The following is a 13,988-nucleotide window of genomic DNA, read 5'->3' as shown; positions in this document are numbered from 1 at the left end:
CTACATGCCTGCCATGGTGGCCTTGCACAGGACAGCATGGGGCGCCGTGTTCCGCCAGCGCCTGGCTACGGCGGGAAAGCCGCCCATGCTCATCATCGGCGCCATGATGCGCAAGCTCATCCATGTGGCCTTTGGCGTGCTTAAGTCACGCAAGGCCTTTGATCCAACGTTACATGGAGCTTGACGGGCATAACAGTATCTACTAACCCTCGGGCGACTCTGCCAAAGGCAATCCTGCTTGGCCGGTGGATGCCAGTCAGGCTGGAAATGCGCTAGTGTTGGTTTTGGCGTGGAACCAATATCAACCTGCATTTTTCGCATGCGCCAAGGAAAATCGGCTATCCCGATGTCGACCCCAGCCGGTGCGCGGGCAAGTCAAACATTGGACGGTTGCGTTTTGGAGCCGACCGCCCATCTGCCGGAAAAAGAGGGATTGAATTATTTGCCACTCAAGCCATGGCGTTTTATCAAGAACCATCTTGGACCCTGTTAAAACACCGACTGACTACCCTGCCGAGCAGCTTTGCCGTTATCGGCCTTTTAATTTTAATTTCTTGTTGAATTACCTACGTCTGAATTACCAGGACGTAAACAACACTGCGGTCCAGGCTGCAGGAGATGGCGCAGAAGAAAAACGACATACAGTGAGGAATGCCGCTCCCGGAAACCCGAGCGCCCAGGCGCTGCTCAATTTCAAAAATTGATCGACTACGTTGACGATTACAAGCAAGAACCGGGATGTTTAATGAATCTTGCGGACGATCTGGCCAGCATGGAATGCCGGCAAACCTTCCGCGATACAAGGCTTGCAACGAACACGCTGATTGGCAGAAGAAAAGCGGATCGGCCTGCTCGCCCGGCGCCACGCGGTTCTACCCGCGTGCATGGTCCGCGCGCTCCGGAATGAGATGCACCGTCTCCTTAATCCGTCAACGCATAAAGTGGGATGGCAACCAACACCAGAGCGACATAGCCAACTGCAAATATCAAGTAGTCCATACGTCCCCTCTATTTGTCTGGCAATCATACTTCGAGGAATCATTTCTCAGTTGACAGGGGACAAGAAACAGGATGGATATGCTGGCACCCGGTGTTCCGGTTTACCAATCTGCCCGGTCTGCTGGTCCTGCGATCGAGAAACAAGGCAGCCTTTGCGAAATTTTTCTTCACGAGGTCCCTGCTCTCTTGCATTTTGCAATGAAATTCCTTGGCAACAAACTAAAACATCTTGCTTTTTTCATCAAAAAAATGAAAGACATCAAACCTGCGTATTCCTTCCGAAGCCACCGCAAATTTACTCAACATATAACTCCTCGATCTATTTCCCAGTGAGATTTAATCCTGCAAAGACATTTTTCCGTAAAGAACGCCCGTATTTTGGTATTGCGTCATCCGTCGCATAAACGCACTCCACAGATTTAAGTTTCCTAAGATAAATGTTATCATTAGGAAAAACTGGCATTTTCAAAGCTCAAAACTGTAAATTCAAGGAAACTCGATGTGTAACCTTAATAAGAAAACCGTTTATCTGGCACTCGTTTTGGCTTTGGCCGGATGCGGCGGCGGCGGCGGCGGATCTGACACCGGCAACACCCAAACGATGGCCGTCTCCGGCAAAGTAGTTGACGGTTATATCAATGGCGCCACGGTCTTTTGCGACACCAATAAAAATGGCATCCAGGATGCGGGCGAAGTAACTGCGACGACGAGTGGCCAAGGTGACTTCACCCTGAGCGCGGCGTGCAGCGCCACGCTGGTCAGCGTCGGCGGCACCGATATCAGCACTGGTTACGCCTTCAAGGGCGCCCTGAAAACACCGGCGGGCGCGGCGATTCTTTCCCCGCTGACCACGCTGCTGGCCGATTCGGGCCTGACCAATGCGCAACTGGCAAGTGCACTAGGACTGCCTGCCGGAACCGACCTGACCAAGGTCGACCCGGCTGCGCCAGGCAATACAGCGATCCTGAAGAAAACCCTTGCCGTGCAACAGATCGTGCAACAGCTGGCCAATGTGATGGCCACGCAAAACGATGCCAGCCAGGCTAGCAGGCTCTACACCATTGCCGCTACTTCCCTTGCCAGCACGCTGTTGGCATCGACCGAAGCCGCCTTGTTTGACGGCAATGGCAATGCCAATTCGGCCGTGCTGACCAATGCCATCAACAAGACGCTGGCCACAGTCAATCAGGACAGCACTCTGAAACCCGTGGCATTGACCAGCGCGGACATCACCAGCATCGCCACCGATCTGGGCAAGCAGGCAACGGCCTTGAATAATGCGAACGATGCTTCGCAACTGACGGACCTGGCCAAGCAGCTGCAGAATCCGCTGGCTGCACCGATCGATATTCCATCGGCAAAAGCCTATTACATCGCACCGAAGAACAATTCGGTAACCCTTAACGGCACCGCCTACACCCTGAGCCAGTTCAGCAACCCCGGCATCACGCTGGCAGGCCTGAACACCATCGGCTTTGAATACACGGCGACCGAAGGGACCCAGGTTGACCTCGTCGCCGACGTCGGCCTGGCACTGGAAGAAGTCGGCGGCCAGGGCCGCAAGCTGCAGGTCGATGTTGAAAAAGTCCATATCCAACGCAACGCCACCAGCGGCACGGTCGCCCTTTCGCTGACGCCGCAAACCAATGTGTACGTCTACGCCAAGGACAACAGCGGCAACGAGTTCAATGTCACCGTGGCGCAGCCGTCGTTCAACCCGATTACCATCGTCAACAACACCGCCACCGTGAACTACAGCACGCTGGTCGAGAAGGTGGTTGGCAATACAAGCTACAACACCAGCAGCTTCGTTCCCAGCCAGTTTGCCAACATCAAGGGCAGCTTCAAGGTCAAGTTCGTGGTGTCGAACAATATGAATGTGCGCTACCAGGACGGCACGCTGCTGCCGGTGCTGAGCGTGGGCGTTACCAACACGACGCATAGCGTCACCGGCCCCGGCACCGAGGGCCTGGTCAACATCCAGTAAGCCATTTACGCGGCAGCGGTCAGACGATCCGGCAAGAGCGGACACACAATGTGGCCGCTCTTTTTTATGCGTCATGGCCACAGTCTGGCGGAAGCGCCGGCCACTCTCGGCCGCCCTTAATGCCCTGCCCTTTAATTTTCCGATTCCAAGCAAAAGGTTGTATGAAGAAGTTTTCTCTGCTGCTCCTGTCAGCAATCGCCGCCACGCAAGGCGCCTCCACCGCCCATGCGGCGCCGCTCGATGCACTGCTGTCGGCGAACAAGGGCACTCTGCCTGGCAAGGTAGAGATTGAAGCCGCCTACGACGTTGTCAACGACACGGTGGACCTGTTCAAGGTCCGTGATCGCGACAGCAATTATGCAGGCACGAATGTAGGCGACTACAAGGGAGCGCACGTGCGCGCCGGCGTTGCGGTCACGCCAGCGCTCTGGCTTGACGGCGGCCTATGGCAGCGCAGGCTTGAATACCGCAACGACGAAGCCAAGATCAACAGCTGGCAGATCGCCACGCAGTACAAGTTCCTGGACGGGCAGGCATTGGTGCCTGCACTGGCGGCGCGTGTCGGCGCGTGGGGTAACTATGCCGACCGGCTGGACAAGACAACGCCGACCACCGTATCCGGCACCACGCTCAACTCGGTGACCGTAAAGGATCCGAGCGACCGGCAGTTCCAGGCTGACCTGATTGCCTCCTGGCCGGTGCTGCAGCAGGGCGAAGTGTCAGCCTTCGCCGGCGTCGGCACCAGCCGCGTGCAACTGGGTTCCGTCGCCGGCACGGCGACGCAGAACGGCTGCAACTACAACCTGGCCTTTGGCCGCACGAGCGTGACCGGTACGCTGGCCCAGTTTTGCAATGCCAGCGCGGTGGTGGACCGCTTCACCCTGGCCAACAGCAGCCTGGGCGTCAACGTCTACAACGAAGCCGAATACCGCGCCCGTTACCTGCACGCCGGCGTCTCCGCCAAATGGCTGACCGGCAACTGGCAATTCCGCGCCGGATATGACTACCAGCACGTCAAGCGCAACAACGTCGACGACATCATCAGCCAGCGTGGCGGCAAGCCGGTGGAAAACAACCACACGCTGGTCGGCGAGATCATGTACCGCGTGACCGACAATGTGTCCCTGTTCGGACGCGGCCAGGTGATGGCCAAGCAATTTACGGGGGAGATTCCGTTTGCGTACAACAGCTTGACGGCTAGCCGGTTTGATAAGAAGTATGGGTTTGTGAGTGCGGGGGTGGTGGTGAGTTTTTGAGGGTTCAGCCTTGACCCGATCGACCGGTAGCACTTCGCAGGGGTTTACGTGACTATTTTTTATTTAGCTTTGCTAATGACGCCATTCACTAAGCCTCTGGAAATCCAGGTTGCCCATTAAAGATATTGCTGTTTATCAAGACAGTAGTAATCGAGGTTTTTCTAACTCGCCATATCGCTGACATATCCTCAATAAAATATTAATATTTAAAAAACCAAGTCCTTAAACTTCCGATCAGACAGCGCAAAATTATTGTCATAAACATCGGTGGCGAGTGTCGCAATCCAACATAAGACTTTCATTTGCAATAAAGATCATTGCTGAGGAGCGACTTTTCAGACTTATAAGTTGTTTATCTATTAAGACGCCCCTTAGATCTTCTAAAATAAAAGCCGGCATGACAAATTATTGCCGTTAATTACATTTTTCTTCAAACCAATACTTGGCATATTGAAAAATATAATTCATATTAGCTTACTATCAACAACATAATTTGCAAAAAGAGATTTCACTAAATGCTTCGGTGTTTGTTTAAGTTGGCAGATCTTTCAAGCGCTTTGCGGGATTTCCAGCATATAAGCCGTTTGGTAACGTCGACTTTATAACTACAGCCCCAGCAGCAATAATACAACCCTCTCCAATTGTTACACCAGGCAGCAACATCGCGCCCATTCCGACCCAGGATCCTCGCTTTATAACGACCGGTAAGTTTATATTCTTACTTCTAGGAGAGCGGCGCAATACGGAATTTTCATACGAGTGCGTACCAGTCAATATCTTTACATGCGGACCTAATCGTACCCATTCCTCTAATGTTATGCGAGCGCATCCATCTAAAAAACAATTTACATTCACAAATGTGTTCGAATGCATATGCAACTTATTTGATCCTATAAACACACCGGATGCGACTCTCGCACTACCCGCAATTTCGCATCCACCGATACGAAGAAGAAGAGCTCTAATTCGCCCTGGAAATATCACAGATTTTTGAATTGAATTAAAAAGCTTCCACATAAATCGTGTTGTCCTATAAAAAATAATCTTTACCCCAATTAACTATATTCTAATTACCCTAAAAATATAAGTAAATTTTATTTCCTTTAATGAGCTCGGACACAAACCATCCATATTTAGGCTTGTTCTTATGTATTTAATACCAAGTCAGGGCATTAACCCAACTCAAATATGACAGTGCCGCCAAAACGATAAGTCTCTCAACAAATTTTCGTTATCAATATTTTATAAATAGATTTTATTGATATAGTACCAACTAGTGACTCATAAACTCGTAAAGTGCTCCGCAATACAGCTAGGGACCGCATACCCGGTCAACTTTGCTGGTTTTATGAAACTTCCATATTTATTATACTTATCTCTACTCGGCACGTTATTCTAATTAAAAGCCAAACCCAAAAATTCATAACGAAAATTTTAGGTAAAACGTGGATCTACAACTCTATTTTTACTAAGTGACATATATACGTGCAGTGTCGCTCTACCAATAGATTCCCACGAATGTTCCTTCTTCACATATTCTGAGCCGTTAACAGCAATAAGTTTGCGCTCTTCCTCCTCCGATAATGCCTTGAGAAGGACTTGTGACAAGCTTTCTACACTTCCCGACTTAAATACATATCCGGTTTGATTACTCTTTACAATATCCAACATGCCTGGAATATCAGACACGACTACAGCTCTCCTGAAAGTCATTGCCATCAGCAGAACCCCACTCTGATAAATTCGTTCGTACGGCAAGACAACTAGATCTGCCGAGGAGTAAAAATTGGGAACCTCATAATTTTCGATATAACGAATCTTTAACACCAAGTTTTTTTCGATTTTTAGTCGTTGTATTTTTTCTTCATATACCGCAAACGGTACATCAACAACTTTACCAGCTACCACCAACAATACGTTAGGGGTGGACATAACGACTTTAGCAAAAGCTTCAAGTAACAAATCCAAACGTTTCACATTTTTAATTTGACCAAAAAACAATATAATTTTGCTGTTGTGAGGCAGTCCTAAGTCATCACGCGCAGAAAATTTATCAACTGTCCTTGAGTAGATATGCTCGTAATTTCCGTGAGCAATAACATGCACCGATCTTTCACGTCGCTTAACAAGAGACATTAATTCATTTTTTGTAAAATCATTGTGAACGATAATATGGTTAGGCAGCCTGTAGGCTATTTTCGCCAGAATCAAGCTTCCTTTACCTTCTACAAAACCTTCAACATCATGGACAGTCACAATGACCTGTTTCCGCAAAGTTTTAGCCAAAACCAATAATATCAATTGCAAAAAACCGACATCAAAAAAATGAAAATGAACTATTGATATCCTTCGTCTGAGAATATCGAAAAATATACGTAAAGTGCATAAAAGAAAAAGAATCCCACGCAGCGTTTTTGGAGTGGCTCCGTATATTCCAACATACCATTTTTTAATTAGAAATTTTGCATTAGGATAGTCAGACGTCTTATCACTGGTGTACAAAACAACGTTTGCGTTAGCCGAAGAAATTCCATTACAAAGCCCAAAGTCATAATAATCCATTCCACCGTGCCCGCCTACGGGCTCAATCATTGCAATATTGACGGTCACTATACAAACTCCATATTCAAGTTATCTTTACATGTCGAAAAAGAATGGTCTTAAAGTCTGCCTTTTTAAGGTTGCTTGTCAGTCCTTTCCACTATCATAATTCCCTAGCTCCTTATTCAGACGATGGCGATAGTTAAACCAATTATCTTCGTGTGAAATTTCTTTCACAACCTTAGCAGGTACGCCAACGACTAATGTGCAATCTGGGACATCTTTTAATACCACTGCTCCAGCACCGATAATGACATTGTTACCAACTTTCAACGATCGTCGACCGCGATCATTACTGATCAACTGAGCACCTGCATTAATTTCTACAAAATCCCCAATTGTAATACTTGGCCCGCCTAAGGTAACTCGCTGAATAATTGAGCAATAACTTCCAATTTTTGTGTCTGGATTTACGACCAATCCGCGTGGGTGGCCTAAGAATAACCCTGGTCCTGCCTCCACTTTTGGCCCAATCCATACTCCACATAGAATATCGTTCAATGTGACTAATATATAGGAGATCGGTCGAGTGATTATTGAGCGGTAAAACAGTTGAGAGAGTCGAAATATAATCAATGCTCTTAACCCGGGCTGATAAAAATATTTAAGTAGCCCATGTTGAGGGTAAACCATTTGAAACACTCTAATGTCTTCTTTTACAGTGTTTACCCATCCCAAGCGGGGCGCCGTCATAGCTTGCCTTTACTAAAAGTAGACCAAGACATTCTCTGAAACGATCGCCAGCCTTTATAAATCGCTGCTATGCCATCCCACCGCTGATAGCATAAAAAGTGCAACGTTTTCTTTAGCAACAAGGATGAAAATCCTGCTAAAAAAAGTAAATAATTGAATCCTCGTGCATGAAGATGCATATTTATTAACCTGTTACGCACAAGATGGTAGGTATAAAAAGAAAGATTATGGTTAAGAGGCGATAACATGCCGACAAATCCTTGTTGACCGCGGGAGGACGATTGCACTACGTGCAGCACGAGTGCAGATGGCTCATAACGAATTTGCCAACCGAGTTCCTGTGCTCGTAAACAAAGCTCCAAATCTTCTTCGTACATAAAGAAGCGCTCATCGAAACCACGTAAATTTTCCATGAGATTACGTCGCACTAACAAAGCGCAGCCACTCGCGAAAGATACTTCCCTAGGTTGCATTGCTAACGGTGCATCACTTGGGCCTAGATAACCAGGAGCGACGGCTGCACCACGAATCCAACTTACCTCACCTCCACCATACCAAAGTCTATCTGGCGTATCCATAAATACGATTCTTGGGGTTGCAATTCCAGCTTTTGGAAAAACATCTAGTGTGGCTTCTAGCTTCGCTATTGTGTCCGGTTCGACTTTAGCGTCATTGTTCAGTATAAATATGAATTCGCAATCAGTTTGTGAAAGTACCCATTTAATGCCTAAATTGTTTCCAGCACCGAAACCCGCATTTTTCGGCGAGTAAATTAGATGCACTTTAGGGTAGCAGGCCAAAACGTCCGCAAGATCAGGATCATAAGGCGTGTTATCTACTAAAACGACAAGTGGTACCGGGTCACATTCATGTAACGACAGGAGACACATATCTGTATCTTTTGCCCCTTTATAATTCACCAAAACCACTGCAGTTCTACTCACCGCGCCCGCCTTTCATCAGCCATAATATCGACTTTAAATTTTTTAACTGCGCAATACAACACTCCAGTGAACAAGAAGCCTTGTTCGAACGAAAACGCAAAACGCCCCGTTGTGATCGAGTTAAATGCCAAGAAAACCAAATAACCACTTATTGCGTCCGTCAACCGGCTATGCAAGCCTCGCTTGGCAGAAAGCGCTCGGATGTAATGCCATATAAAATAAAACTGAAAAGATAATAATAAAAATCCGAAAACGCCAAATACGAAAATGATTCCGTAAAATCCGATATCAGAGGGATGAAAATAACCAATTACATTATAAAACCCACCTGACCATTGATTACTTATAAATCCATTTCCCCAAAGCCAGTTCTTTCTAACGTATGGCTCGGCCGTCGCAACTTCCGATATCCTAGCGTTTGCTGATACATCTTCGGACTCCTGGCCTGTCATTACGACGTGTATGGCATCACCAAACTTCTCTTGAAGATTATCAACCTTGTTCGAAGGGAATAAAAATAATACCAAAATAAATAAAAAGCCCGCTAAGATTAACCTCCCATATATAGCTATTAATCTTGATTTTTTACTCCACTTAAAAAGTAGGAAAAAGAACGCGGCCATCACACTTATTAACGCAAAACGACCTCCCGAAATAAAGATCAAATAAGAAAGGAACAACATAGCGCAACCCAGTCTCGTGCGACTCGTCACTTGAAGGTTTGAAAAAGCGTAATAAAAGAAACCAAAGATAATAAAAGCCGTATCGAGCTTTAACTTTCCATCACCCTCCCCCATCCCTACTGAGCTAAAACCGGCCTGCTCTTCCAATAAGTTTGGATCTATCATCATATTGCCTAAAGTATTCGCGATTAAACTAATCCACGCCAAAAACAATAATGCCGACTCAACTTCAAATAGGGAAAATTTCTTAGTTCGAAATAAATGCAAAAATACGAATGTAGCAGAAATTAGAGCGAACTGACGTTGACTCAAATAACCGTAAATAAACGGTTGACCAAACTCGACATAAGACGCATATGCAGCCATAACAGGGGCGGCCAATAAAACTACCATGCCATATTTCTCGAGAGACCCAAACCTCAGTTTGTTTTGCAAAACTGCAAAAAAAAGAATAGCGCCAAAATACAAGAAAATTAATAGAGTATAGGCATCTTGGACAACCAACATTCCAGGAAAATATTTTGTTACCGAAAAAGAAAATAGAAAAAAAACAGAAAGAAAAAATATAGAAAATCTCGATTTTTTCGAATTTACCGGGCGGAAATGAATTGATGACAATTTCATAGAGAGATCAGACAAACATAAACATATTTCAAAAAACCCGATCAGTTTCGCTAAAAAAGGCATTTATCAGTTTTATAGGAATGTATCTTGCTGTTCAAGTGAAGCATTCCGACAGGGAATATTTTCCAAAATACTCGTGTACCTTGTTAAAAATATTTTCCAATTTTTTTGATCCTGTTTTCCTTGTTTCAGAATTTAGGACCTTCCATATGTTTATCGAAAAGGTTTAAAGGATTAGATGACAAAATAAATCATCTTTCCCGCTGGATAGTTTATTAGCGGTACGAAGGATATTTTTTACCGGTCATCAATAGAAGCCGCCTTGCGACTGCATAAGTTTTCTATTTTTACCAATAACAACCATCTTCAACTTTTCTAAACTTTTTTGGTACCTCCGATGGAAGTGGAAATTCCCAACTGTCGTTCATTAACTTTGCCACCCTAGGGTCGTCGGTCCAGCGCTTACCTTTTATTCCAAAAAGTACTTGGAGCCATCCAGCCAAATGGACAGCCTGTTTACCCATTTTCTTCACATGCGCGGCGAGCGGCATACCGTACGCTCCACAACCAATTAAGGCGATATCGAATTCAGTCTGTGAAACTTTATTTTTCATTGATTCAAGAGCTTCAAACCAGTTTATAAAACTACTTTCTTCACCTGCAATAGTCTGCACAGCCTTAATCGTTAAAAGTTCAAATTCTGGCAAAAGGTCAGGGTTTTCCCATATGAGTCGCCTTTTCCTGTACTGAGAACGAATGCTATCTTCAAATGGATGAATGACGAGGACTTTCTTACCAGCAAGAATCTTGGTCCAAGGGTTATCATAAAAGAATGGCGCATAGTATCCGTCAATGTTAATTCTTTTCGCGGCGGCCAATTCTTTATCAAAAAATTTTTCCGCTATTAGGTACGATCCAAGCACGTCGATCTTCTGCATTGCATCAACATAAACATCGTGAAAGTAGGGAAGCAGTGTGTTGTCGATTGGAAAAAACCCCGCATTCGTTCCAAGCGCTTGCACGCCATCATTCCACCAGAGGGCGCACCGCTTGCCTAATACGTACTCATAGTAGTCTCTAAAATCGTATTTCGACTGGTTCATACTCCGAAAATTTGCAATGGCGAAAAGCTCGATAGTGCCAAATTTAGACACCATCAACGGAGCGCCTTGCGACAGCATAGTCGTCAACAAGTCGTTAGCTGCTTGGTCAAAAAACTCAACGCGTTCTTCAAATAGCGGAGTCGTATAAATTTTGCCATTTTTAGCTAAGAATATTTTCCGATATGCTTTTCTTGCGACTTTTAAAAAAAACCTTACAAGGTCCATATTTACGCAGTTCCTTTTTTTAAAATTTTTAATTTTTGCAGAACAGATTGAAACGCAATATCAACTACTTCGACTTTTGCAACGATTAAAACGGAGAAAAATATCAATACTGCAAGTGGGATTGAAATTAGAAGTCGGGCATGAGCGGAGGGAAAATACATTCTTACAAATGCTAAGCTACAAAGCATAACGAAAGTTGCCAGAATATAGAATTTTGTCGTATGCCAAGGAAACAGGGAAAAAGTACAGCACTTCTTTGCGTGAATATATAACATGATAAAAACAACTACCTCGGCAAAGAGCTTGGAAATTGCAGCGCCCACGTGGTAAAAATGAGCGATTAAAAAATAATTTGAGATCAGCGAAACAATAGCGGCCGCCGCAAGAGAGGTAATTACCTTATTATCTTTGTTTTTTGGAAACAAAATTTGCCATGCAAATATATTGGACAAAGAAGCAAATAATAGCCCAGGCAACGTAATACTTAAACATGCGACTGCCGGGAAAAATTTCTCTCCTGCAAAAATTTGGATAATATCGTTTCGCAAATAGAACGTAGCTGCTATAGCAGGGATACAAAGCAAAACTGTAATTTCTATAGATTTTTTTATAACCAGCTGAAATTCTTCAGCCTGTCCGCTTTCGCTATAGTATGAAAGCCGAGGAAGTAAAGTAGCCCCAAATGACGATATAAGCGCCCATACCGCAGTTAAAAAGCGAGACGCTGCTGTGTAGTATCCGAGATTCTCAGTGTTTCCCAGAAATCCAAGAAATAGGACATCTATGTTGAGGTAAAGGTTGCTTAACAACAAAATGGCGTACGATTTGCCTAAAGATTTGAAATGACGCCGAAACATAAAAGGACGATTGCGAACCACAAAAATGATTTTTCTTGCATTCCAAAAATTTAGTACCGAAGAACCTAATGAAGACGCAATTCCAATTGCTGCACATTCAACATATTGTTCGGGGTTATGCACGAATGTAAATAGCGCAATTAATGAGACTAAGGAAAAAACGAAGCTACGAATCGTAATATAGACGTATCTCTCCATCCCTTGGTATAACCAATCCAAGCTTAATGCGGCAAGTGGTATTGCGGTGGCTACGACCATGAAAAGTAAATGATGACGCATCAAATCTTCTTGAAAGCTAACTAAAACAATATAGGAAATCAAGGAGAGAAAAGATGCGGCAATATGCATCAGAAGAAGTTCTTGTGCCGTCGCCGATAATTCAGTTTGTTCGTTTCTTATTTTGGCAATTTCGCGTATTCCACAATAGGGTATACCTATTCCCGCTATAAGAATGAAATATCCAGAGAATGCAGTCGCAAAATTAATGAGTCCTATTCCATCCGGACCCAGTGTTCTAGACATGTATGGAAACGTAATCAGCGGGAACAAAAGCGCGATCACAGTTTTCAACGTATACATCAAGCCATTGATTTTTAGCGACGTCGTTTTCATGTATTGGCGACTTATCAAGTTAACTTATCTAGAAAGTAGTTTTTTAACATAGCAGTGACTGAGTTAGACTTAAGACTTGCGATCTGTTAAGGTAAACGCTAATTATTTATTTTTCGCTAATCAGATATTTGATTTACGTCATAGAAAAATGTCTAAGTGTGTAAATATCGGATTTTTACCCTTTGCTTAATTTTTATAAATAATCTTTTATTTAGATTCTTATATTCATAAAAATGGCAGTCACTTATGCTCTCCTCATATTTTCCAGATTAGTCGACGCTGGCAAGTGAGCATCAAGTAATACCTCATACGATTCAAGAATTTTTGTCCATGTAAACGCCTCCGAGTGCCGCTGAAGGCTTGAACTCCGCATACTCGAAACTACCTTTTCGTCATTGAGAATTTCTTCAAGATTATCGGAGAATTCATTCTCATCACTGAAGTAGCGCGCCCCGGTCCCTGCAACCCAGCGATTAAAACGATTATCGTGTGCAAGTACTGCATTTCCTGCTCCTAGTGCTTCAACTAAAGAAGGGTTTGTGCCACCTACTTGGTGCCCATGGAGATAAAAATACGAATAAAAACGCAATGCATTAACGACATTCGTATCGTAGATTGCGCCGAGGAATAAAACTTCCTCTGAACAGCAATTCAAGACTAACCGATGATAAGAATTGTCCTCGGTATATTTTCCAAGCACTACTAGCTTTCGCCCTCGCGGCTTCCGAGACCAAGCGCGCACCATTTCAAGGATTGAATTTTCTGGCTCAGCGCGCGCAATAATAATTGCATACATGTTTGGAATTAACCCATATTGCATGAGACAAGAAACATCGGCGCTATCAATTCGATGCGCGCCATAAGCAATAGTAGTAATTTTTTTTTCGGTAGTACGTGACAACAGATGTTTATTTATCTCAGGATGATCAGCGACCAAATGATTTCCACACCAAACAGCTATTTTTTCATTAATATAAAACCATATCTTTGCGGCCCATGGCCATTTTTTTCGACGCCACTCGATGCCATCCATGTTGATAATGTTTGTGACACCTTTGAACAGATACCAGACATTAAACACGGCGGTGTTATATCCTAAAGTTAAGACCAAGGTCGGCTCTTTAACCGCGTGAATAGTGGAAATATAATCAAATACGATAGTACCAAATGTGCCTTTTTGTTTGACCGGGATATGTATTCTTTTTATACCATTCCAATCATCTTCGTAAATGCCGCCTCCATTATCATCTTGGCAATAAACTATAATTTCCCAACCATGGCGGGCTAGATAAATCGACAGATGTTCAGCAAATGTTTCAAACCCACCGTGATTGGCAGGAATTCCTCTAATTCCCAAAATTTTTAAGGTTTTTTTCATATAAAATTTTTAAAACTGTGCTTACT

General features: G+C 44.3%; 12 protein-coding genes and 1 pseudogene. 5 read left to right on the top strand and 8 right to left on the bottom strand.

Annotated elements, in window-relative coordinates:
- The 5 genes and pseudogenes from IGW04_RS04070 to IGW04_RS04050 form a co-directional block, all read left to right on the top strand.
- Positions 1-184, top strand: a pseudogene (locus tag IGW04_RS04070) (IS110 family transposase); the annotation flags it as partial.
- A 295-nt stretch (positions 185-479) separates the two neighbouring features.
- Positions 480-704, top strand: coding sequence for a hypothetical protein (locus IGW04_RS04065; RefSeq protein WP_194711739.1), 225 nt, complete (start codon positions 480-482; stop codon positions 702-704).
- 367 nt (positions 705-1,071) lie between these two features.
- Positions 1,072-1,332 carry a hypothetical protein gene (locus tag IGW04_RS04060; RefSeq protein ID WP_194711738.1) on the top strand — a complete coding sequence of 87 codons (261 nt, stop codon included), beginning with the start codon at positions 1,072-1,074 and terminating at the stop codon, positions 1,330-1,332.
- Positions 1,333-1,498: 166 nt separating this feature from the next.
- The gene (locus IGW04_RS04055; RefSeq protein ID WP_194711737.1) at positions 1,499-2,986 is read left to right on the top strand and encodes a hypothetical protein; all 1,488 of its coding nucleotides are present in this window, start codon (positions 1,499-1,501) and stop codon (positions 2,984-2,986) included.
- Positions 2,987-3,147: 161 nt separating this feature from the next.
- Complete coding sequence (locus IGW04_RS04050) at positions 3,148-4,242, top strand: hypothetical protein (RefSeq protein WP_194711736.1); 1,095 nt, start codon at positions 3,148-3,150, stop codon at positions 4,240-4,242.
- Between the two features lie 531 nt (positions 4,243-4,773).
- Here the strand turns inward: IGW04_RS04050 and IGW04_RS26180 are convergent.
- The 8 genes from IGW04_RS26180 to IGW04_RS04010 all read right to left on the bottom strand — a co-directional run bounded on the left by IGW04_RS26180 (position 4,774) and on the right by IGW04_RS04010 (position 13,962).
- The gene (locus IGW04_RS26180; RefSeq protein ID WP_407672032.1) at positions 4,774-5,115 is read right to left on the bottom strand and encodes an acyltransferase; all 342 of its coding nucleotides are present in this window, start codon (positions 5,113-5,115) and stop codon (positions 4,774-4,776) included.
- A 561-nt stretch (positions 5,116-5,676) separates the two neighbouring features.
- Positions 5,677-6,852 (bottom strand): glycosyltransferase family 4 protein, encoded by a 1,176-nt coding sequence (locus IGW04_RS04040; protein WP_194711734.1) that lies wholly within the window; start codon positions 6,850-6,852, stop codon positions 5,677-5,679.
- A gap of 78 nt (positions 6,853-6,930) precedes the next feature.
- Positions 6,931-7,536: a serine O-acetyltransferase gene (locus tag IGW04_RS26095; protein ID WP_194711733.1), complete on the bottom strand. Its 606-nt coding sequence runs from the start codon at positions 7,534-7,536 to the stop codon at positions 6,931-6,933.
- Positions 7,533-8,480 carry a glycosyltransferase family 2 protein gene (locus IGW04_RS04030; protein ID WP_194711732.1) on the bottom strand — a complete coding sequence of 316 codons (948 nt, stop codon included), beginning with the start codon at positions 8,478-8,480 and terminating at the stop codon, positions 7,533-7,535. Before IGW04_RS04030 ends, IGW04_RS26095 begins: the two co-directional genes overlap by 4 nt.
- Positions 8,477-9,787, bottom strand: a complete 1,311-nt coding sequence (locus IGW04_RS04025; protein ID WP_194711731.1) for an O-antigen ligase family protein — start codon at positions 9,785-9,787, stop codon at positions 8,477-8,479. Before IGW04_RS04025 ends, IGW04_RS04030 begins: the two co-directional genes overlap by 4 nt.
- 347 nt (positions 9,788-10,134) lie before the next feature.
- Positions 10,135-11,115: a hypothetical protein gene (locus IGW04_RS04020; RefSeq protein WP_194711730.1), complete on the bottom strand. Its 981-nt coding sequence runs from the start codon at positions 11,113-11,115 to the stop codon at positions 10,135-10,137.
- 2 nt (positions 11,116-11,117) lie between these two features.
- Positions 11,118-12,584 (bottom strand): flippase, encoded by a 1,467-nt coding sequence (locus tag IGW04_RS04015; RefSeq protein ID WP_194711729.1) that lies wholly within the window; start codon positions 12,582-12,584, stop codon positions 11,118-11,120.
- Between the two features lie 244 nt (positions 12,585-12,828).
- Positions 12,829-13,962, bottom strand: coding sequence for a DUF1972 domain-containing protein (locus IGW04_RS04010; protein ID WP_194711728.1), 1,134 nt, complete (start codon positions 13,960-13,962; stop codon positions 12,829-12,831).
- Between the last annotated feature and the right edge of the window lie 26 nt (positions 13,963-13,988).

Source organism: Noviherbaspirillum soli (genome assembly GCF_015352955.1).
Classification (GTDB): Bacteria; Pseudomonadota; Gammaproteobacteria; order Burkholderiales; family Burkholderiaceae_D; genus Noviherbaspirillum_A; species Noviherbaspirillum_A soli.
Note: the sequence above shows the minus strand (reverse complement) of the source record. Positions and strands in the feature narration are given on the sequence as shown.

Bases quoted from the DNA above. Each gene is read 5' to 3' on its own strand.
- IGW04_RS04060 (WP_194711738.1), top strand. From the start codon at position 1,072: ATGGATATGCTGGCACCCGGTGTTCCGGTTTACCAATCTGCCCGGTCT.
- IGW04_RS04055 (WP_194711737.1), top strand. From the start codon at position 1,499: ATGTGTAACCTTAATAAGAAAACCGTTTATCTGGCACTCGTTTTGGCT.
- IGW04_RS04050 (WP_194711736.1), top strand. From the start codon at position 3,148: ATGAAGAAGTTTTCTCTGCTGCTCCTGTCAGCAATCGCCGCCACGCAA.
- IGW04_RS26180 (WP_407672032.1), bottom strand. From the start codon at position 5,115: ATGCATTCGAACACATTTGTGAATGTAAATTGTTTTTTAGATGGATGC.
- IGW04_RS26095 (WP_194711733.1), bottom strand. From the start codon at position 7,536: ATGACGGCGCCCCGCTTGGGATGGGTAAACACTGTAAAAGAAGACATT.
- IGW04_RS04025 (WP_194711731.1), bottom strand. From the start codon at position 9,787: ATGAAATTGTCATCAATTCATTTCCGCCCGGTAAATTCGAAAAAATCG.
- IGW04_RS04020 (WP_194711730.1), bottom strand. From the start codon at position 11,115: ATGGACCTTGTAAGGTTTTTTTTAAAAGTCGCAAGAAAAGCATATCGG.
- IGW04_RS04015 (WP_194711729.1), bottom strand. From the start codon at position 12,584: ATGAAAACGACGTCGCTAAAAATCAATGGCTTGATGTATACGTTGAAA.
- IGW04_RS04010 (WP_194711728.1), bottom strand. From the start codon at position 13,962: ATGAAAAAAACCTTAAAAATTTTGGGAATTAGAGGAATTCCTGCCAAT.